The organism is Enterovibrio norvegicus DSM 15893, assembly GCF_900115495.1.
Classification (GTDB): Bacteria; Pseudomonadota; Gammaproteobacteria; order Enterobacterales; family Vibrionaceae; genus Enterovibrio; species Enterovibrio norvegicus.
In genome coordinates, this window is sequence record NZ_FOWR01000027.1 from 14,270 (window position 1) to 35,357 (window position 21,088).

A 21,088-nucleotide genomic window follows, 5' to 3' on the forward strand; every position below is an offset into this window, starting at 1 on the left:
GCTTTCACTATCCATCAGGCACAAAAAAAGCGGCAACTTCTGTGCCGCTTTTTACGTAGTTCGTGTGTTGGCCTATTTCAGACGGTAAATAATGCCAGGGTTACAACGGATCATTTCAAAACGATCCGTCAATCCTGTCAGAGATTCCGATGCGCCCAGCAACAGATACCCTCCAGGATTAAGGCTTGATGCCATCTGATTTAATACCTGTGCTTTCATTTCCGGCGAGAAATAGATCAGCACATTTCGACAAAAAATGATGTCAAACTTTCCATGTAGGCTGTAGCTTTCCATCAAGTTTTGAGGCTTGAACGTCACCATGCGCTTTAATGAATCATTCACCTTCATGCGGCCTTCGCCAGCATCTTCGAAGAATTTTCGCTTCCGCTCAGGAGACAGACCTCGGCTCAATGCCAAATTGTCATAAATCCCTGCGCGACAGTTCTCCAGCATGGTTGAAGAAATATCAGTGCCAGTGATTTGTGCACTTTGAAAAAGGCCTGGTCGCCTCGCAAGCACTTCTTGGATCGTCATCGCGATGGAGTACGGTTCCTGTCCTGATGAGCTTGCCGCTGACCAAATTTTGATTGGGCGTTTATTTTCCGCTACCTCTGGCAGCAGTTTGTTTGCCAAAACATCAAACGGATAGGTATCCCTAAACCATAAGGTTTCATTTGTTGTCATTGCATCAATAGCAGCAACGGCCAAATCGCGATTGCGGTTGGTCAGCACAAGCTGAAACAGCTCCGACATCGAAGCGAGTTTGTAGCGTGTAAGAAGCGGACTAAGTCGGCTTCTTACGAGATATTGCTTACTGTCGCCAAGAACAATGCCACATTTGCTTTCGAGATATTTACAAAAATCACGGTACTCTTGTTCTGTGATCGCTATATTCGTCATGGATTAATTTTCTTGACCTTTTACCGCGTTCATTACGGCTTCGCCGAGTTCATCTGGGTCGAACTTCGGTATGAATGCATCTGCCCCAACTCGCTGTACCATAGCTTCATTGAAGACACCACTGAGAGACGAGTGCAATACTACATGAATATCTTTGAGGCTAGGGTCTTTTTTAATTTCAGTTGTTAAAGTGTAACCATCCATCTCTGGCATCTCGATATCTGAGATAACGAGCGCAAGATCGTTAATGGTGCCTTCAGCCGCCATAACCTGGAGTTTTTCCAGTGCATCTCGGCCGTCATGTGCGAGTACAACATTATACCCAATGGTTTCCACAGCACGTTTTACCTGGCGACGAGCGACACTTGAATCATCAGCAACGAGCACAGTTGTTGGGTCTGAACCGCCCTCTTCAAATACCGGTTTGTTGGCCAGCACTTCCTCACTAATATCTTCGTTCACCGGTGAAATCTGGTTTAGGATTTTCTCTACGTCGAGAATTTCTACCAGCTCGCCTTCAATCTCAGTCACAGCAGTGAGGTAGTTCGAGCTACCGGTACCTTCTGGTGGAGGCAGGATCGCTTCCCAGTGCATGTTAACAATGCGCTCAACCGAACCCACTAAGAAGCCTTGAGTGGAGCGGTTAAACTCTGAAATGATAATAAAGCGGTTTTCCGGGTCAGTGATTGGCAACCCACCCGTTGCCAGGCTCATATCGATGACTGAAATGGTTTGCCCACGAATGTGTGCCACACCTTTGACCAGCGGATGCAAATTTGGCATGGAAGTCAGCTTAGGGCATTGGAGTACTTCCTTTACCTTAAACACATTGATGCCGTAACGTTGTTTTCGCATCAATCGGAAGGTCAATAGCTCTAGGCGGTTTTGACCCACCAATTGTGTACGCTGATTGACCGTATCAAGAATCCCCGACATAAGATAAACTCCATATTGCCCTGATTTTTTTTATCGTATTGCAGCAAACATTGGCTCAACAAACTTCATCGTCGAACCAATTCGTGGAACACTGCAGCTATGTTTAACATACTAACCAATTTGTGACTTATGTGTTACCAACGATTAGCCTGTCTCTTTATCGGCACATTTCTCATTGGCTTTAGCTCCATTATAGCCGCTGCTCCGGCAAATCAACTTGAAGCCGTAAAAGTTGCCGCAGAGGAATATGTTACGACCTTGATAACCCCGCCCGCACAGGGGGAGCTAAATGTGCAAGCCGGAAACCTTGACGCTCGATTACGCCTTTCAAATTGCCCATCACCTCTTGATGTTTCTGTTCCTGGACGACAATCATTGAACAAAAGCGTGACGGTGATGGTTACGTGTGAAGAAGATGACTGGCAAGTTTATGTGCCTGTGCAAATCAGTCTACTCACACCGGTCGTGGTAGCAAAACGCCCGTTAGATCGCGGAGTGATGCTTACAAACGACGATTTAACCGTTCAACTTGTTGATGCTCGCTTTCAACGCGGTCAAACGTATACAGATGTGTCGACGGTTGTGGGCTCTCGCATTAAACGCGTGGTAGGTATTGGGCAGCCAGTGCAAGGTAATGACATTTGTATGGTGTGTCGAAGTGATGAGGTCGTTATCACAGCAACGGGTAGTGGCTTGAATATTATTGCAAAAGGTACAGCATTGAGTGACGGTGCTCTCGGCGAACAAATTAAAGTACGCAACAGCAAATCGAATCGAATCGTCGATGCTACAATAACCTCCGTCGGCCAAGTAATTGTAAAATTCTAGTTTCCTGAAATTAAGTGCTAAAGTTCATATGAGTACGGCCGATACTGTGAGCAACAGAAGGTTCGGGCATTTAAAAGGTTTTATTATGGCAAGTATTGATCATTTGCGTTCTGGTCAACCCATTAACACGAACAGAAGCAATCAAAACAAAACGCAAAATGCAGCAGCAGAAACAGGCGCGGCGAGTGATGTTCGCCAAACCCGAGGTGATGCATTTTCAATGAGCGATGAGAGTCGAGCGATTGGCGCTATGAATCAACAAATGGCAAGTGAAACACATTTTGACAGCGCGAAAGTCGCTGCGATTAAAGCCGCCATCGCAAACGGATCTTACAAAGTCGATGCAGACCGCCTTGCGGCTAATATCATGAAGCACGAAGATGAGCTTCGTAGTATCAAGTAATTGACGATGTCTGACGAAACGCTCACGTTCGAACAACAACTCAGCGCACAAGCTGAGGACGTCAACGCATTACTTGACGTGATGCAAGCCGAAATATCGGCGATTGCTTCTCGTAAAGCAACGGATATTGACGCCCTTGCAAAGCAAAAGCTCGCTTTGATTAATGCCATACGACAACGCGACCAATTTCTTGCTCGATGCCCTGAGCTCGCCGCTCCTTCTGATGAAACAAAAGAACAGATCATCAACATTCAAGATGTTCTCACTCAATGCCACCAGCAAAACGAAAATAACGGCATTGCCCTTCAGCGCGCTCAGCTCAGCATGCACAAGCTTCGTAATTTATTTCAAGAAGCCACAGGGAAAAGTGAAATGACCTATGACAGTGAAGGTCAAGCGTCTGGCAGCCGCACGCTCGGTACCAACATAAAAGCGTAAGTTAACGTTCAAGCTTCCCGTTTTAGAACAAAACATCAGAATAGAAACCAAATAGAAAAAGCAGCCCATGGCTGCTTTTGTCGTATTCAACAGTATGACGCGAAAAGAACACGCTTAGAAAATGATCGCGTCGTTGCGAGGCACATGGTGAGATTCACCGTATTCAGTCATCTTCTTCATTTTACGTAGATTCAATTCAAGCTCTGTGACGTAACTGTCACCCACCTGATAAGTGCTCACAACTTCCGCAGCACGAATGATGCCATCGACCGCACCGTGGGTTTTATCAATGCCTAGCGCTTGATCATCCACTTGTGTCAGCCCGCTTACTCGAATGCCATAAACCTGTTCGGATAATTCTTTATACGCTTCAAGTTTTGATGCGCGCATGGCACGAAACTGTTTTTCTTCTAGGGTTTCACCACGCTGAGCGGTGACCGACGCGGTACCCACAGCAGTGAGTACTTCATCAGAACGAATACGTGTAATAGGCTGACAAGCATTGAGCAGCATTACCATTGTCAGCATTAGCCAAATTTTCATGTGAACTCCACTCATCAATCTTGTTTATTCATTTTTCGCGGTTCAAGGCTTCAACGTGACGGTATCAGACATGTGTTTGCGCTTATCGCCACGAATGATCACACCATCTTCAATGCGTACTTTACGCAGCGTATCAATGTCTCGACCAATGCGATCCGCAGGCAAAAAGCCTTGCGCTGACGCAACGACAACGCGTGAGCGCATGCCAACAATACGCGCATTCACCAATACCCCGCCGCCTTGGCGCAACATGGTGCCCGTCAGGACATAGTCAATCTGCTGTTCGGGGTTCAACTCTTTCCAGTTACGGCTAAGGGTGAAATCACCTTCAGGCGTCACGCGGATAGCCCCCGTGGTTTTAAAATCAATGACTGTAAAACCACGGCGCTGCATTTGGTAGATCATGCCTTCTGTCACGGAGTTTCCGAGCCAGTTGGTTTCGTCCATTTCTTCGACGTCAACAAACGAGACCACTGCCATTGGTGTTCTTGCCGTCAGGTAGTTGTTTGTCTCAAGCAATTCGGTCGCCAAACCATCGAGAAAATAATCGAGAGTGTGCCGAGGTGTTTGTTGCAACAGAAATTGGCTACCCGGATACGGTTCTTTACCGTTATAGATCGGGTTGTACGCACAAGATACGGTTGCGAGACTCAGTAATATCACTATCCAGTTTTTCATTGTCGTCTGGCTCCGGATACGTTTAACGCATGATATTTCACCACATCATACGTGTGAAATTTCAAATCCATTTATCGCACCATTTTTTGGGAACATTATTTGCATCTATACGGTTTATTCGTGCAATGTATTGCTAACCGCGTTGCCGCTTTTACTGCGATGTATCTTGGTCTAGCAATTTTTATACCTACTATTGGATATCAGGGCTATGCGTAAAAAAATTCTTAAGCCATTGGTTGCTTGTATTGCACTCTCAGCACCGTCAGCCAACGCGGCATGGTACGAAGTCACTGGCGTCAGCACCATTTTAGAGAACAAAGACCAAGCCCGAGAACGTGCGCTTGAAGACGCTATTTATCAGGCGATAAAATTCTCTGGTGCTGATATCGCGGGCCTAACGGCAATCCGTCCGTACCTGAAAGAGACCCGCAACGACTATCAATTCAGCGGAAATGAAATTCGCCACGTCCAAGTGCTGAAATCGAAGCAATCTGATGGCGTCATAAAATTGACTGCGCGGGTTGATATCTATCCAACGGCAAATGCTTGCCACAAGAACCAATATAAAAAAGGGCTTGTGATGGGCCGTTTTGACATTGTGTCTCCTGATCATGCCGCACTCGGCGGTATTTTCCGCTTCGGGGATGACTTCACCGTCTTACTTCAGCGTCAATTTGAAACGCAAGCACAAAGCTTTGTGGTGCAAGGCATTACGCCTCATGCCATCTCCCCTACCCAGCCTGATGTTGCCACTATGATTGCCGAAGACACTGGCGCTCAATATTTGCTGGTTGGAAACATCACTGACATGTCGGCAACGATCGACACCAAGGTATTAAGAAAAGACAAAACCAACCGACAATTGGCATTGTCTGTCGATGTGATCGACGGAAAGTCGGGGGACGTGATTTATCAGAACCTGTATCGCGATATCGCCGAATGGCCTTTTGAGCGACACAGCAAAGTCGATACCAAAACCGCCCGTTTTTGGACATCCGCGTACGGTGAGATGGCGCAGCGAATGAGCAGAAACGTGTTGCTAGATTTAGAAACGCATTTGGCGTGCCGTGCAACGACACCAGAAGTCGTGCAAATTAACGGCCAGAGAGGGCAAATTAATGCCGGACGTATTCATGGTGTGAAGTACGGTGATGAGTTGTCATTGTGGCATAACGCATCTTTTACCGACCAATACGGTACGCACCGCACCCAGCTCAAGAAAAGTGACATGCTGCTAACCGTCACGCGTGTGTATGAAAACTCATCAGAAATCTCAATCGCCCCTGTTGAACTCGGCTCAAGTGTTCAAATTGGTGATATGGTGACCAAACACACTCAATAACGTTAGATACCCCTTAATCTGATCCCGTATTTAGGTATACTGAATATCGGCGCTGCATAATCCCACCTTGTAGCGCCAATGCTCCTATAGCTCAACAGGATAGAGCAGTCGCCTCCTAAGCGATCGATCGGGGTTCGAGTCCCTGTGGGAGCGCCATTTCTTGGCCTCATATACCTCCAAACAATAAACCTAATCAAAACCCTTCTTTCAATATATCCAGCTCATTTTTTTGGTTTATCACAAACGGAAAAACGGGCCATAAAGGCCCGTTTGTATGTGATAGCTACGTCCTAATGGATTAGAAGTAGTATTCAGCACCGATTAGGATGTTAGTACCATCATTTTTCTCAGTGCTACCATCCATGTCGTATGAACGAACGTCCATGTACAAGTAAGTGCTTGGAAGCATGTAACCTAGACGACCAGTGATTGCTTGAGAATCGTCGTCGTTACCAAGTTTAGACTCGCTTGTTGCTGCATAGCCTGCTTTAAGTACCCAAGTACCGTCGATAACGTACTGTGCAGTTGCAGAGTATGCATCTTGGTCATCGCCAGTCAGACCATTTTCCATCATTTTGTATGCAGCAGTAAGCGTAACGTCACCTAGGAATACGCTACCACCAACGATAGCGTAAGAAACATCACCAGCTTCTTCTGTGGTCGCTGCTGTGCCTGGTTTAACGACAATATTACCATTATCATCAATAACAACGCTGTCTTCGGTCTTAGCTACTGCTGCGTCATATTTGCCTTGGTTATAGTAACCCGCGTGTACACTGAACATGTCTTGAGTGTAAGAAGTCGCGATGCTTGCAACCAGCGCGTCAGTCGTTGAGCCCATACCGCTCAATGTTGCTTGGAAGTTGAAGCCACCCCAAGTTGCAGAGTCAAAACGGAAGTTGTTATTTGCACGGTCTTCAAATGAAGCATCGATAGCATTGTGCCAATCGAAAACGTTACCTAGACCTGGGTTCGTGTGTGGCCAGTCAACGTAGTTATATGCAGCAACTAGTTGGCGACCAAATTTGAAGCTACCAACGCCTTCAAAATCAAGACCTAGGTAAGTATCACGCATACCGAACGCACCGTAATCAGTGTTGTTTGCGTCACCACTTTCGATTTGCCAGATAAAGTCTGGGCCAAAGTTGTCAAATGCTACACGGCCTTTAAAACCAATGCGTGATTCGATAACAGCTTGTGCTGCACCATCACCCACTTCTGGGTTAGTGATGTGCATGAAACCAGCTGCTTGGCCGTACATTTGTACTGCTTCACCGTTAAGATCGATAGCTGCGTTTGCAGAACCAGACATTGCAGCAACTGCAACAGCCATACCTAGTAGAGAACGTTTAAAAGTTTTGTCCATGGAAAACTCCTTAAAAAGTAAATGCCCGGTGGAGAGTTCATCGCTCTTAGTTGGCCGCCGTGAGCAACGACACCGGTGTTTATTTATTGATTCTGTATATCAACGATGTGCAGCTTAATTCGTATCGATTAAAAAAAAACACGCAGCTGAATGAAGTTTGAATTAGTTCAAACTTAACATCTAAAACGATATAATCACTTATTAATCAACAACTTATGATGTTGTGATTTATTATAAATATCAACAATTTTTAGATAAACGCTTAGAATAAAGATCTGACTCACACACTTTCTTCTCGAAAAGAAATATCTAATCCAAGATCACTAAAATCTAAACCGCGTAAAGTGATCTCAGACGCAGAATTCATTTCATTCGAAGGTGAAAAATTGCAAGAAGGCCTATTCATTTGCTTATCGATAGGCGTTGAACAAAGAAAAAGCCCCTCGTAAAAACGAGAGGCTTTCGAGTGCGAACTGGTGAGCAGTTGCTATCTGATGTTATTGCGCTTCACGTTGGGCAATAAAGGCGAGAGCTTGTTCGATACGAGAAACAACGCGCGCTTGCCCAACCAATGCCATCACTGCATCAACCGATGGTGATTGGCCTTGGCCGGTAACCGCGACGCGAAGTGGCATCCCTACTTTACCCATACCAAGATCCAGCTCACTGCAAGTATCAGCGATCACCGCGTGCAGGTTTTCAACTGTCCATGCATCTTGCGCTTTTACTTTAACAAGTGCGAGCTCAAGCGCTTCTTTAGCAACAGGGCGAAGGTGTTTCTTCGCAGCGCCTGCTTCAAACTCTTCGAAATCTTGATAGAAGTAGCGACATTGCTCAGCCAAATCGATCAATGTGTTGCAGCGCTCACCCACAAGAACAATAACATCGGCGATTGCTGGACCGTTTTCCGTTGAAATACCTTTAGCATCAAGATGCCATTGAAGGTATTTAGCCACATACTCTGGCTCAGACGTTTTGATGTAATGGTTGTTCAACCAAAGAAGCTTATCTGTGTTAAATGCTGATGCAGATTTACTCACAGATTCAAGGCTAAATAAGCTGATCATTTCTTCTAGAGAGAAGATTTCTTGGTCACCATGAGACCAACCCAAACGTACCAAATAGTTCAGTAGCGCTTGCGGCAAGTAGCCTTCATCACGGTATTGCATGACACTCACAGCACCGTGACGTTTCGACAATTTCGCGCCGTCATCCCCCAAAATCATAGAGCAATGCGCAAATTCAGGTACCGCTGCGCCAATCGCTTTGTAGATATTGATTTGACGAGGGGTGTTGTTGATATGGTCTTCACCACGAACAACTTGAGTAATACCCATATCCCAGTCATCAATGACAACACAGAAGTTATAGGTCGGGCTACCGTCGGTACGACGGATGATCAAATCATCCAACTCACTGTTAGCGATTTCGATTCGGCCACGAATCTTGTCATCAAATACTACCGTCCCTTCTTTCGGGTTGCGGAAACGAATACAGAAAGGAGAACTGTCGGTGGCTTCAGCGTTTGCCGCAATGACTCGCGGGTGATTAGCATCGTATCGCGGCTTAGTGCCAGCAGCCATCTGCTTTTCTCGGATTTCGTCAAGAAGCTCTTTTGGCGCATAACATTTATAGGCTTTATTTTCAGCGAGTAGCTGATCAACCACTTCGTTATAGCGATCGAAGCGTTTCGTTTGGTAGTAAGGACCTTCATCCCAATCCAAACCTAACCACTGCATACCTTCAATGATCGCATCGATAGCTCCTTGAGTAGAGCGCTCAATATCAGTGTCTTCAATACGAAGGACAAACTCTCCGCCAGTGTGTTTAGCGTAAAGCCATGAATAAAGTGCAGTGCGTGCACCGCCTACATGCAAGAAGCCTGTTGGGCTTGGAGCAAAACGTGTTTTAACGTTCATGTTAATCCTATTACGTTTGGCAAAATTTGAGTGATGCGGAGAGAGCTCCGTAAGGGCGCTATTGTAAGCGGAGTCTCACGCCTGGACAACGTTAGACTTTGTAGGGAGGTTCAATGCAACGAAGCGAACTGATAGAATATTAAATTTGCAACCATTCAACACTAAAAATAAGATTTAGATCTTATTTATTAACACGAAGTGTAAATAACTCCTAACATAAACGTGAAACACATAACAAACAGTTAGGAGAGATACTGATGAAAAAATTACTACTTATTATCGCTGCATTCAGCTTCACTTCAGCAACAAGCTTCTCCGCGCTAGCAGATGGCGCATCAGCCGCAACGCAAGCGGGCCCACTCGTCACATGCGAGCATAGTGATGGTTCGACAACCGAAACACCGTCACTCCTTTGCCGATACGGCGATGGGAAAATTGTTCTGTAGCATCAAATACCGAACAAATTAAATACAAAAAAGAACGCCATATGGCGTTCTTTTTTAATACAAATGCACTCATAGACTGGCAACGTTAAGAACGAACGTTTTTCACTGCCCACTGGAGAAATTGTTTCTGCGTCTCTGGATTCATTCGTAGGAAATCTGCTTGCATCAAAATGATTGAGTTTTCAGGAGATACACCCTGTGCCGGCTGAATAGATACTTGTTTCTGTGGTGCAATGACCGTTGGTTCACTTGTTTTTTGAACGTTACTCGGCGCGCTTGCTTCAGCTGCATTCGCAACAGCCGACGCAGTTAAGGCTGCCCCACCCAGAACAACGCCCTGCTTCTCATTAAATCTCGCTAGTTCTTTTTCGTAATCTCTCAAAAAACCTGGGCCTTGAGGGAGAACATTTTGTTGAGAGGATACCGTTTTCCCTGATTGATCAGTCATCGTAAAAGAAGGGGACTGTTTAAAATCTTTGACCTGAGCCTCACGCATAATCTGGCGTGTCGGCTCTATCATTATCTCTTTATCTTCAGACGTAAAAGTGACAACCAAAGGGTCTGACTTGAACTTTTCATATTCAGAGCCAGTCGCGATAAGCTTTGAGAGACGAATGACAAGTTGGTTTGTACCATTTTCCAGGGAGAATTGGCTTTTTCCCATAACAGTAATAGGGAGTTCTTCGCCATTGACAACTACTGCCTCCACATCCTTATGCAGAGTAACGTTTACTTCAGCATTAGCGACAAAAGGTACTAATGCTCCAACTACGAGTACTGATTTAAGAATCTGTTTCATACTGCCCTCCATGAAAAATGCGAGCACCTATTTGGCGCTCGCATCAATATTACTACAAGTGCTCTATTACTTAGAAGTAGTATTCAGCACCAATTAGTAGGTTAGTGCCATCGTCAGTTTCATCTGAACCATTGTAGTCATAGCTACGAACGTCCATGTATAGGTAAGTGCTTGGCAGGATGTAACCTAGACGGCCAGTGATAGCTTGTGAATCATCGTCAGTTCCAAGCTTAGACTCTGAAGTTGCCGCATAACCCGCTTTAAGAACCCACGTACCATTGATAACATATTGAGCAGTCGCAGAGTAAGCGTCTTGGTCGTTGTTAGTTAGACCGTTATCCATTGCTTTCCAAGCTGCTGTTAGCGTCAAGCTATCAAGGAATACGCTACCACCAACGATAGTGTATGATACATCACCTGCTTTATCGCCAGCGTCATCTACATAGTCAGCTTGGTTATAGTAGCCAGCATGAACGCTAAACATGTCCTGAGAGTAAGAACTTGCAAGGCTCGAAACCATTTGTTTAGTAGAATCACCCATGCCGCTAAGCGATGCTTGGAAATTAAAACCACCAAAGCTTGCTGAATCAAAACGGAAGTTGTTGTCTACACGGTCTCCAAAACCAGCATCGATTTTGTTGTGCCAGTCAAAAACGTTACCCAAACCAGGGTTTGAATGTGGCCAGTCAACATAGTTATATGCAGCGATAAGCTGACGACCGTATTTGAATGAACCAACACCTTCAAAGTCCAAACCTAAATAAGTATCACGAGCACCTAGTTGGCCAGATTTTGCGCCATTGTCCGCGTTGCCGCCTTCAATTTGCCAGATGAAATCTGGACCCAAGTCATCATAAGCAACACGACCTTTGAAGCCGATACGTGATTCAATAACAGCTTGTGCAGCACCGTCTTTACCTTGAGCTTCAGGGCCAGTCAAGTGAATGAAGCCCGCTGCTTGACCGTACATAACTACGTTTTCGCCAACCAACTCAATTGCTGCGTTTGCGCTACCTGAAACTGCTGCAACTGCTACTGCTGCACCCAATAGTGAACGTTTGAACATTTTTTCCATGGAATAAACTCCTAAAAGGGATTTCTAAACGTCATACCATTGCTTTTAAAGGTTGGCCGCCGAAAGCAATGATGTGATTACTCGTTCGTAAAAAATGATAAATTATTCATCACTTTAAATTTTTAGAAACCGATTGAACTCTCCCTCAACCGATGTATTCAGCCTACTTCCACGTGAAAAAACATCAATGAGAACTTTATTTGTTATTAAAAAAATATGACTCGGTGCAAAGTTCCAGCCATGTTCGTGATCAAGATCTCCATTTTATATAAAAACATCAAGTTAAAAATATAAAATGATTAATTTCAGATACTTAAATAAATAATTGCATTAATACAACTGGGAAGTTTTCAATCTTGACGATCTAGATCACAAGAAAATATTCTCCAAAAAGGAACGGATAATCATTAAAGAAACATGATATTTCTCTTGGATAATTATCTACCTCATGGACTCATTGTTTTCCGAGCACAAAAAAACGCCAGTCATAGACTGGCGCTCATGGGCGAAAAAAGCGTCGGGATTTAGGAGAGCAGTTGCATCATTCCATCTTCATCTAAGATATCGATGCCAAGATCTTGTGCTTTGGTCAGTTTGGAGCCTGCCGCTTCACCCGCAATGAGAAGATCCGTTTTGGCGGAAACACTGCCTGTCACTTTCGCACCCAGCGCCTGAAGTGCCGCTTTGGCATCAGAACGAGACATCTGAGAAAGCGTGCCAGTTAACACAACCACTTTCCCTTCGAGCGCTAGCGACACACTTTCATCGCGCGCAGCAATTTCTGGCCAGTGAATACCCGCTTCCAATAGCGCATCTATGGCTTCTTTGTTGCGCTCTTCACTGAAGAACGATGTCACGTGCTTGGCGACAATGACACCGACATCTTGAACCTCAATCAGTGTTTCTTCCGTCGCTTCACGGATGGCGTCAAGCGTGAAGAAATGGTCTGCGAGATTCGCCGCGGTAGCCTCTCCCACTTCCCGAATTCCCAAAGAGTAGATAAAACGTGGCAGCGTGGTTTCTTTCGCTTTGTTCAGTGAATCAACAAGGTTTTGTGCTGATTTAGGCCCCATGCGCTCTAGCATGGTGATTTGACCAGCTGACAACTTGAATAAATCCGCAGGGGCTTGAACCAATTCTTTATCAATCAGTTGCTCAACGATTTTATCGCCCAAGCCGTCAACATCAAGCGCCTTACGCGATGAGAAATGCTTGATGGCTTCTTTACGTTGCGCGCGACAAATCAAACCACCCGAGCAACGCGCAACGGCTTCACCTTCAATGCGTTCAACGTGTGAATGACACACAGGGCAAGCCGCTGGAAACACTACGTCTCTTGCATCATCGGGTCTTCTGCTCTCAACCACATTCACGATTTGTGGAATAACGTCTCCAGCACGACGAATTATCACGGTATCGCCGATTTTGACGCCTAAACGAGCGATTTCATCTGCATTATGAAGCGTGGCATTGGAGACTGTCACACCACCAACAAAGACAGGGTCAAGTTTGGCTACTGGTGTAATCGCCCCGGTTCGCCCCACCTGGAACTCGACATCCAATAACATGGTGATTTCTTCTTGCGCAGGGAATTTATAAGCAATGGCCCAACGCGGCGCGCGAGCAACAAAACCCAGCTGTTCTTGCGTTGCAATAGCATCGACTTTAATCACGACGCCGTCTATTTCGTAAGGCAGCGCGTTGCGGCGTTCCATGATGTCTTGATAGTAAGCAATCACATTGTCTAAGCCATTCACTTTCTTCACTTCAGGACTTAATGGAATACCCCACAGACGAAGCTGCTCTAAACGGCCAATATGCGAATCGCCGAACGCTTCCGACATGACACCCACCGAGTAAGCATAAAAGCGAAGAGGACGGGTTGCAGTAATCTTTGGGTCTAGCTGGCGAAGGCTGCCAGCCGCGGCATTTCGGGGATTGGCGAAGGCTTTTTCACCTTTTTTTAGGTTTTTCTCATTCAGCTTATCGAAGCCATCTTTGAGCATAAACACCTCGCCGCGCACTTCTAAGCGTGCAGGCCAGCCTGAGCCTTGAAGTTGCAGTGGAACGTTGCGGATCGTGCGGGCATTGTGCGTGATATTTTCCCCCGTCGCACCGTCACCACGGGTGGCAGCTTGCACTAGCACGCCGTTTTCGTACATCAAACTCACCGCGAGACCATCCAACTTAGGCTCACAGCTATACGTAAAATCAGCAGCGTCGTTCAATCTGTCTTTCATGCGCTTTTCGAACGCTTTTAGCTCGTCATCATCGAATGCATTGTCGAGCGACAGCATCGGAATTTCATGACGAACTTGAACAAATGCACTGAGAGCCTGACCGCCAACACGTTGACTCGGTGAATCTGCAGAAACCAACTCAGGGTGCTCTGACTCTATCGCAAGCAATTGCTGCATCAAACGGTCATACTCCGCATCAGGAAGCTCTGGCTTGTCTTCTACGTAGTAAAGGTGCCCATGATAATTAAGCTGCGCTTTCAGCGCTTGCAATTGTTGTTGGATATCCGAGGTCATCAATTCAGCCCAGTCAGTCTTCTTCACTCAAACGACGAGTAAAGGATAAATAGAATAAGGCCGTAGTATAACCTCAAGCTTATCTGCGTTGCAGTTACACAATGTCGAAATTCACCGATGTTGAAGAAGGATTAACCGATATTCAGATTCCTTACAAAGCCGCATTCATTGCTTGTTGAAAGGCGCACTCGCCAGTAATATGAAACCGAATTTATGAGTGAGTCCTTGTATGTGCAGTTTTTGGAATAAACAACGAAGTCTATTGGGCGTCTTGCTCAGTTTTCTGCTCGTCTGTTTTTCTGCTGGCGCATCCACCACTTTCGAACGACAAACGGCAGTGTCGGATCTTTCGACCATGGTTTTGTCACCCCTGACTCACCACCAGCAAGATGCCACAGAATCACAAAACGATGCGCATCTGGAACATCGCGCTCCTGCAAAATCCATTGCTCCCGGTTTATCATCCATTCTTCGAAATGGATCTTTCCTGCCCGAGCGATTACACAATACAGAACCAAGCTACGAACTCGTCTTTGATTTCGAACCTTCAAGCATTCCATCACGATTGCAATATGTGCACGTTTCTTCACGCCATTGGCACGATTGGACGTTAAGAGGCCCCCCTTCCTCTTTGCACCGTATTTCAGGATGGAAGGAATCCAATCTGCTCTATCGGTTTATCAGCCAAGCTGACACTGCGTCTTAATTCTTATCATTTGAGCGTCTCGCTCACCGCTTTTGCACGTTTAAACAATCAGTCATACGCGAACTTATCGTATTGGCGGGTCTTTACGTGTCATGAATGAATACCAATCTGATTGGTATAAGACAAAGTTGCTGGCCAATTGCCAGTGAGACGATTGCTATGCAGTTAAAACCTAAACGAAAGACCGTGCTGAATCATTATCCAGCATGGAAATACGTCGTCCTAGTTACGACCATCATCATTATGCTTCTGAGCGCCCTTCCTTCTTGGTTTGGTGAAGAGGCGGCCGTTTTCATCAAACATAAAGACAATGGCATCGCCCCTGTCACACTAAAACACCAATTGGATTCCCACAGCGTCGATATAAAACGCATTGACCAAAAAGGCAACAGCACGACAGTTGTGCTGCAAGATGCCGCCGATCAGAACAAAACCAAAGGTATCCTGACGGAGTTCTCGAACAAAGATGACATTGTCACACTAGGTATGGTGCCCGCCGCGCCAAGTTGGTTACTTGAAATGGGCTTTAAGCCCATCAAGCTCGGACTAGATTTACGCGGCGGAGTGCAGTTCCTGCTTGATGTGGATATGCAGCAAGTATTCCGCTCTCACGCCGATCAAGCAGCAGATTCCGTCAAAGCTTTTGCCCGCGAAAACCGCATTCGTGGCTTGCGTGTTCACCAATCAAACGCCGATGGCTTTGTTGTGAATGCGCCTTCTGACGAGGCACAAAGTGCCGTTCGACAATACCTTCGTGAGCAATTCCCGCAGTGGGACGTGCAAGGGAAAGGTGACTTGGGCTTGTCAGTCAGTCTGAAAGAGGCAGAAAAACAAACCCTCACCAACCTGACTGTGCAGCAAAACCTGCAAACCATGCGCAGCCGCATCGAAGAATTGGGCATTACTGAAGCCGCCGTTCAACGTCAAGGTGAACACCGCATCCGCATTGAATTGCCAGGCGTTCAAGACCCAGCTGCGGCAAAAAATGTTATCGGCGCAACAGCAAGTTTGGCGTTCTATGAAGTAAAAACATCACCAACACCGGGCTCAATGATGATCCCCGATGACAAAGGTGCCCCTGTTTACGTGAGCCGCAAGCCGATTCTTTCTGGCGAACACATTGTGGATGCACGAGCAGGAATGGGCGAAATGGGCACACCTGAAGTGAACATTTCATTGGATGCCTCTGGCGGCAAAATGATGTCAGATTACTCAGCGAAGCACATTGGCGACCCGATGGGCACGGCGTATAGCGAATACAGCCGCGACAGCAAAGGCAATGTCGAGCAAACCAACACCATCATCAGCATTGCAACGATTCAATCTCAGCTGGGTAACCGCTTCCGCATTACGGGTGTCGGCCAACTTGAAGAAGCTCAAGACTTAGCACTGTTGCTGCGCGCAGGCTCACTGACCGCGCCAGTCACCATCGTTGAAGAGCGCACCATTGGCCCTTCTTTGGGTGCTGAAAACATTCAAAACGGTTTCGCGGCGCTGGCGCTTGGCATGGGTTTGACCTTGCTGTTCATGGCGGTGTGGTATCGCAAACTGGGTTGGGTGGCGAACCTTGCGCTTCTCATCAACATGGTGATGTTGCTGGGTCTTATCGCGTTACTGCCAGGGGCGGTTCTGACGCTTCCAGGTATTGCAGGTCTCGTGCTCACCATCGGTATGGCCGTTGATACCAACGTGCTTATCTTCGAGCGAATAAAAGAGAAAATGCGTGAAGGAAGAAGCTTCGCGCAATCTATTGACCTTGGCTTTAGCAGTGCGTTTGCCACCATTTTGGACTCAAACATCACCACGCTAATTTCCGCCGCAACGTTATACGCAATCGGTAATGGCCCGATTCAGGGCTTCGCCCTCACATTGGGGCTAGGTCTTCTAACAAGCATGTTCACGGGTATTTTCGCTTCTCGCGCGGTGATTAACCTATTTTGGGGTAAAGATGCGCGCCGTGATGTGAGGGTATAACCATGATAACAATCAAAAACATGACCAAATGGCGCCATATCGGCACCTTGCTTTCTTGTGTAGTGATGTTGATTTCCATTTTCACACTCGCGACGAAAGGCTTGAACTACGGGCTCGATTTCACGGGAGGAATGATCAGTGAAGTCAGACTGGACAAAACCCTGACAGCCAAAGAGATTCAATCCCACTTAGAAACCGCTTTGAACCAACCCGTGTCGGTGGTGGAAGCGGGAAACCCAGGTCAGTGGGTGCTTCGCTATGCCGCACCTGAGACGCTAAGCGATCAACCAGAAATCAAAACGCTACTCAATGGCTTTTCTGACAACGTTGAAATGCTCAACGTCAGTCTGGTTGGCCCTCAAGTAGGGCAAGAACTGGCAGAGCAAGGTGGCTTAGCGGTACTGATTACGCTGTTGGTAATACTTGGGTATTTGAGTATGCGCTTCGAATGGAGACTGGCGTCTGGCGCATTACTGGCCTTGGTTCATGACGTGGTGCTGCTGTTAGGCTTCTTCTCGGTCACAGGAATGGAGTTTAACCTCACCGTGCTGGCGGCATTGCTAGCAGTATTAGGTTACTCACTCAATGACTCCATCATCATTTCAGACCGCATTCGCGAACTGTTAAAAGCCAATGTCAGCCTGCCGATTGCTGAATTGAACAACCGCGCCATTGTTTCTACCCTGTCGCGCACGTTGATCACATCTGGCACCACGCTGATTTCGGTGGGATCGCTGTGGTTGCTTGGGGGAGAGCCACTGTATGGATTCTCTATCACCATGTTCATCGGCATCGTTGCTGGCACATGGTCAACCATGACAGTTGCCACCATCATCCCTGAACTCACGCATCTTGGTCCTCAACACTACGCACCAGCACCAGTGTCTGACACACCATAGACACGAACCAGCACGGATGTTCAATCCAACAGTAAGGCCCATCTTCTTGGGCCTTACTGCTTTTTACCGTATACAACCAACTGGATTTAGATGTTTTTATAAAAAAATGCTGAACAAACATTCCCAATCCGCGTCCAACCGTGTTCAATAGAGAGATAAACAACAACTTCGATAACGCCGAGTTTTCTGAGATTGCGACACATTAAACCCTACACAACATCGATCACACGCGCGCAGTGGGCACTTACCCTAGTTTGGTGGGTGGTGTTTGTGTGTTTGTCGCAAAACGCGGGCGCCTTCAATGCCTGCGGCATGAACCATGGCGTTGTAATAAATGAAGCCACGACGTCAACGCAAAGTACCTCACTAACACCCAACAATGACACCACTGCAATGGCGAGTAGTTGCGAGCTTTCTGAAAAGCTGGTTCAGCTATCTTCGTCATCGTGGGAATCGGCGACATTTACCATGTGGGTGTTTGCGTTCGCCATTATTGCTTGGCTGCTGTCGACATCCACATTTGTTCCAAAGCCCCCTGAACCCATTCCTCCGCCCCGGCGATTACACCTCACGTTTTGCGTTTTTAGAGAATAAACATATCAAACACTGGCACACGCTAGACGTTTTTATATTTGTTTTATTTTCTAGGAATACACCCATGCACGTTCTAAACACACTCTCACGAAAGCTGGTCTTGCTCATCGTGAGTTTGAGCATCGCTTTATCCGCAGCTATGGCAGCACAAGCAGAGACCCCGTCAACAGGCTGGCTCACTAACCCCGCTCACCCTCCGCTTAGCACCCGTGTCGTGTTAACGGGCTCAACGAACTATGACGCCAATACCTTTGATGGCTTTTTAGAAGTCCAATTGAATGATGATTGGAAAACCTACTGGCGAACGCCAGGTGAAGGTGGCATTGCCCCCAGTTTTGACTGGCAAGCATCAGAAAACATAAAAGATATCACTTGGCACTGGCCTGCTCCTCAGCGCTTTGACCTTTTAGGTATTGATACCCTTGGTTACAAAGGGCACGTTATCTTTCCTCTCACGTTTACGGCAGAGAATATTCAGAAGCCTGTAAACATCAAAGGCAAGGTCACGGTATCGTCATGCACAACCGTGTGTGTACTCACCGACTACCCCATTGATTTCACAGTAACACCGGCGGCCTTGAAAACTGACTCGCAGGCACTTCACTTATTCGCACAAGGCATGAGCAACGTGCCTCAGCCCTCGCCGCTCATTGAAGCGCTTTCTGTCATTTGGGATGAAAATGCGCAGCTGGTAGAGATCACTGCGAAAAAAACGACGGGCTGGCAAACGCCGGATGTATTGATTGATGGAAGCACCGACGCGGTTCAGGACACTTTCTTTTCTGTTCCCAACATTCAAGTGACGGGAAACACCTTGCGCGCGCGCTTTGACGCAAGCAGTTGGATGGGAAAACCTGAGTTAAGCGATGAAACACTCAAAGTGACGTTTCTCGATGACAGCTTTATCGCAGAGCATGCATCAACAGCGAAAAGAGGCATCGCGACTTCGCCATCTCAACCGTCATTTTTCACGGCCATCTTATTCGCCGTATTGGGCGGATTGATTTTGAATATCATGCCCTGCGTCCTGCCCGTCCTCGGCATGAAGCTCAGCAGCGTGATATCCGCACAAGGACTGGGAAAATCGCAGATCCGACGCCAATTCATTGCCTCTGCGATGGGAATTCTATTTTCGTTCTGGGTGATTGCTGCACTAATCAGCACCTTAAAGCTCACTGGACACGCATTTGGCTGGGGCATTCAATTTCAAAGCCCATTGTTCATCGGCGTGATGGTGGCGGTAACCGCTATTTTTGCCGCCAACATGCTTGGCTTGTTTGAAATCCGCCTTCCCAGCACAGCAAATACGTGGCTTGCCAGCAAAGGGGATAACTCTTACGCCGGTCATTTCACCCAAGGCATGTTTGCCACCTTATTGGCAACACCTTGTTCAGCACCTTTTTTGGGAACGGCTGTCGCGTTTGCCCTCACAACAAATTACCTCATGCTGTTTGTCATTTTCACCGCATTGGCGTTCGGCATGGCTATGCCTTGGTTGTTGGTTGCCGCTATGCCATCCATCGCCCAACGGTTACCCAAGCCCGGCCGTTGGATGAACAGACTCAAAGTCACCTTCGGTGTGATGATGCTTGCCACCAGCGTATGGCTAATGTCTCTACTGCAAAGCCATTTTTCTTTGGGTTGGGTAGCCACTATCGTAGTCGTGGCGACAATGATTATTCTGTGGCGAACATCGTCAGTATACGGGCGAAAAACAACGATTATCGTCAGTGCGCTTGCCATGGTGTTGCTTGTCGTCGGTATAGTAACGGCAAGCTTAACAGCGTCTAAATGGGCCTCACCGCTACCCGCCGATCACACCTGGGAGAAACTTTCCTCCGCCCAAATCAGTCACCATGTCGCACAAGGTAAAATCGTCTTTGTTGATGTCACGGCAGATTGGTGTATCACCTGCAAAGCCAACAAGATCGGCGTATTGCTTCAAGAGCCGGTTTACAGTGCACTCAGCGGTCAGAACATCATTCGAATGCAGGGTGATTGGACGTCACCCAGTGATTCCGTCACACAGTACCTTCAACGTCACGGCAGATATGGCGTGCCCTTCAACATAGTTTATGGCCCCAATGCACCCAATGGGATCTCTCTACCTGTGATCCTTTCCAACGACGCCGTACTCAATGCCATCAAGCTCGCACAAGGAACGTCTTATGAGTGACAACACGCCACAGAAAATGGAACCCAAACGAAAATGGAAGAACCCCAAATGGTGGCTTAGAGAGTTTGCGACTTTAGTGGTTCTTTTCAGTGTGATGGCATTTGCGATGGATTGGTGGCGCACCCAAGACATGCCAAAAGGCGCAGTGCCAGCAATGCCAATGACGACAATATCCGGCTATGCTATCGACTTGGTCGCCCTCAGCCATGATGAGCCAGTTGTGCTGTATTTTTGGGCGACATGGTGTCCGGCCTGCAAATTTGTCACGCCAACTATCAACTGGCTGTCTGATTCTTATCCCGTGGTATCTATTGCCATGACATCAGGCGACAACCGACGGATTAGCGCCTTTCTCAATAGTCATGACCTTCAGTTTGATACCGTCAACGACGAGAAAGGGACACTTGGACAAACCTGGGGCATTCAAGCCACACCTACCATCGTCATCATTAAAAATGGCAAGGTTGAATCTATAACAACAGGCATTTCTACGCCGCTGGGTCTGCTGGCTCGCCTGTGGTTTTCCTAACAA

The 21,088-nt window shown here is 46.9% G+C and carries 19 protein-coding genes and 1 tRNA gene; 11 read left to right on the forward strand and 9 right to left on the reverse strand.

Annotated features, from left to right (window positions below; translation table 11 throughout):
- Positions 1 to 72: 72 nt before the first annotated feature.
- On the reverse strand, positions 73 to 900 hold the full coding sequence (locus BM082_RS16510; protein ID WP_017009336.1) for a CheR family methyltransferase: 828 nt from the start codon (positions 898 to 900) through the stop codon (positions 73 to 75).
- Between the two features lie 3 nt (positions 901 to 903).
- Positions 904 to 1,836, reverse strand: coding sequence for a chemotaxis protein CheV (locus BM082_RS16515; RefSeq protein WP_017009335.1), 933 nt, complete (start codon positions 1,834 to 1,836; stop codon positions 904 to 906).
- Between the two features lie 129 nt (positions 1,837 to 1,965).
- On the opposite strand from BM082_RS16515, the gene flgA reads away from it, so the two are divergent.
- From flgA to BM082_RS16530, 3 genes are all read left to right on the forward strand, one after another.
- Positions 1,966 to 2,664 (forward strand): flagellar basal body P-ring formation chaperone FlgA, encoded by a 699-nt coding sequence (gene flgA / locus BM082_RS16520; RefSeq protein ID WP_026024523.1) that lies wholly within the window; start codon positions 1,966 to 1,968, stop codon positions 2,662 to 2,664.
- Between the two features lie 85 nt (positions 2,665 to 2,749).
- Positions 2,750 to 3,067 (forward strand): flagellar biosynthesis anti-sigma factor FlgM, encoded by a 318-nt coding sequence (gene flgM, locus BM082_RS16525; protein ID WP_074927792.1) that lies wholly within the window; start codon positions 2,750 to 2,752, stop codon positions 3,065 to 3,067.
- 6 nt (positions 3,068 to 3,073) lie between these two features.
- A complete protein-coding gene (locus tag BM082_RS16530; protein WP_074927795.1) occupies positions 3,074 to 3,505 on the forward strand; it encodes a flagella synthesis protein FlgN in 432 nt (143 codons plus the stop codon).
- Positions 3,506 to 3,619: 114 nt separating this feature from the next.
- On the opposite strand, the gene BM082_RS16535 is transcribed toward BM082_RS16530, so the two are convergent.
- Positions 3,620 to 4,048, reverse strand: coding sequence for an LPP20 family lipoprotein (locus BM082_RS16535; protein ID WP_017009331.1), 429 nt, complete (start codon positions 4,046 to 4,048; stop codon positions 3,620 to 3,622).
- 42 nt (positions 4,049 to 4,090) lie between these two features.
- The gene (locus BM082_RS16540; RefSeq protein ID WP_017009330.1) at positions 4,091 to 4,726 is read right to left on the reverse strand and encodes a FlgO family outer membrane protein; all 636 of its coding nucleotides are present in this window, start codon (positions 4,724 to 4,726) and stop codon (positions 4,091 to 4,093) included.
- Positions 4,727 to 4,934: 208 nt separating this feature from the next.
- Here BM082_RS16540 and BM082_RS16545 point away from each other — a divergent pair, with 208 nt between their 5' ends.
- Positions 4,935 to 6,068 carry a flagella assembly protein FlgT gene (locus BM082_RS16545; RefSeq protein WP_017009329.1) on the forward strand — a complete coding sequence of 378 codons (1,134 nt, stop codon included), beginning with the start codon at positions 4,935 to 4,937 and terminating at the stop codon, positions 6,066 to 6,068.
- Positions 6,069 to 6,148: 80 nt separating this feature from the next.
- Positions 6,149 to 6,224, forward strand: a tRNA-Arg gene (locus BM082_RS16550).
- A gap of 142 nt (positions 6,225 to 6,366) precedes the next feature.
- Here BM082_RS16550 and BM082_RS16555 read toward each other — a convergent pair.
- A complete protein-coding gene (locus BM082_RS16555; RefSeq protein WP_074927797.1) occupies positions 6,367 to 7,434 on the reverse strand; it encodes a porin in 1,068 nt (355 codons plus the stop codon).
- Between the two features lie 497 nt (positions 7,435 to 7,931).
- A complete protein-coding gene (gene gltX / locus BM082_RS16560; protein WP_074927799.1) occupies positions 7,932 to 9,353 on the reverse strand; it encodes a glutamate--tRNA ligase in 1,422 nt (473 codons plus the stop codon).
- Positions 9,354 to 9,610: 257 nt separating this feature from the next.
- On the opposite strand from gltX, the gene BM082_RS16565 reads away from it, so the two are divergent.
- Positions 9,611 to 9,799, forward strand: coding sequence for a hypothetical protein (locus BM082_RS16565; RefSeq protein ID WP_017009325.1), 189 nt, complete (start codon positions 9,611 to 9,613; stop codon positions 9,797 to 9,799).
- A gap of 85 nt (positions 9,800 to 9,884) precedes the next feature.
- On the opposite strand, the gene BM082_RS16570 is transcribed toward BM082_RS16565, so the two are convergent.
- The 3 genes from BM082_RS16570 to ligA all read right to left on the reverse strand — a co-directional run bounded on the left by BM082_RS16570 (position 9,885) and on the right by ligA (position 14,207).
- Entirely contained in the window at positions 9,885 to 10,598 is a 714-nt protein-coding gene (locus BM082_RS16570; RefSeq protein ID WP_017016054.1) for a YccT family protein, read from the reverse strand.
- Between the two features lie 70 nt (positions 10,599 to 10,668).
- Complete coding sequence (locus BM082_RS16575; RefSeq protein ID WP_017009323.1) at positions 10,669 to 11,673, reverse strand: porin; 1,005 nt, start codon at positions 11,671 to 11,673, stop codon at positions 10,669 to 10,671.
- 524 nt (positions 11,674 to 12,197) lie between these two features.
- The gene (gene ligA, locus BM082_RS16580) at positions 12,198 to 14,207 is read right to left on the reverse strand and encodes an NAD-dependent DNA ligase LigA (RefSeq protein ID WP_074927802.1); all 2,010 of its coding nucleotides are present in this window, start codon (positions 14,205 to 14,207) and stop codon (positions 12,198 to 12,200) included.
- Positions 14,208 to 14,436: 229 nt separating this feature from the next.
- Between ligA and BM082_RS16585 the strand changes: the two genes are divergently transcribed.
- The 5 genes from BM082_RS16585 to BM082_RS16605 all read left to right on the forward strand — a co-directional run bounded on the left by BM082_RS16585 (position 14,437) and on the right by BM082_RS16605 (position 21,085).
- The gene (locus BM082_RS16585; protein WP_069596084.1) at positions 14,437 to 14,913 is read left to right on the forward strand and encodes a hypothetical protein; all 477 of its coding nucleotides are present in this window, start codon (positions 14,437 to 14,439) and stop codon (positions 14,911 to 14,913) included.
- A gap of 159 nt (positions 14,914 to 15,072) precedes the next feature.
- A complete protein-coding gene (gene secD / locus BM082_RS16590) occupies positions 15,073 to 16,887 on the forward strand; it encodes a protein translocase subunit SecD (RefSeq protein ID WP_074927804.1) in 1,815 nt (604 codons plus the stop codon).
- Positions 16,888 to 16,889: 2 nt separating this feature from the next.
- On the forward strand, positions 16,890 to 17,786 hold the full coding sequence (secF, locus tag BM082_RS16595) for a protein translocase subunit SecF (protein WP_074927806.1): 897 nt from the start codon (positions 16,890 to 16,892) through the stop codon (positions 17,784 to 17,786).
- A 658-nt stretch (positions 17,787 to 18,444) separates the two neighbouring features.
- The gene (locus BM082_RS16600; RefSeq protein WP_074927808.1) at positions 18,445 to 20,556 is read left to right on the forward strand and encodes a protein-disulfide reductase DsbD family protein; all 2,112 of its coding nucleotides are present in this window, start codon (positions 18,445 to 18,447) and stop codon (positions 20,554 to 20,556) included.
- A complete protein-coding gene (locus BM082_RS16605) occupies positions 20,549 to 21,085 on the forward strand; it encodes a protein disulfide oxidoreductase (RefSeq protein ID WP_074927810.1) in 537 nt (178 codons plus the stop codon). Before BM082_RS16600 ends, BM082_RS16605 begins: the two co-directional genes overlap by 8 nt.
- Positions 21,086 to 21,088 lie beyond the last annotated feature (3 nt).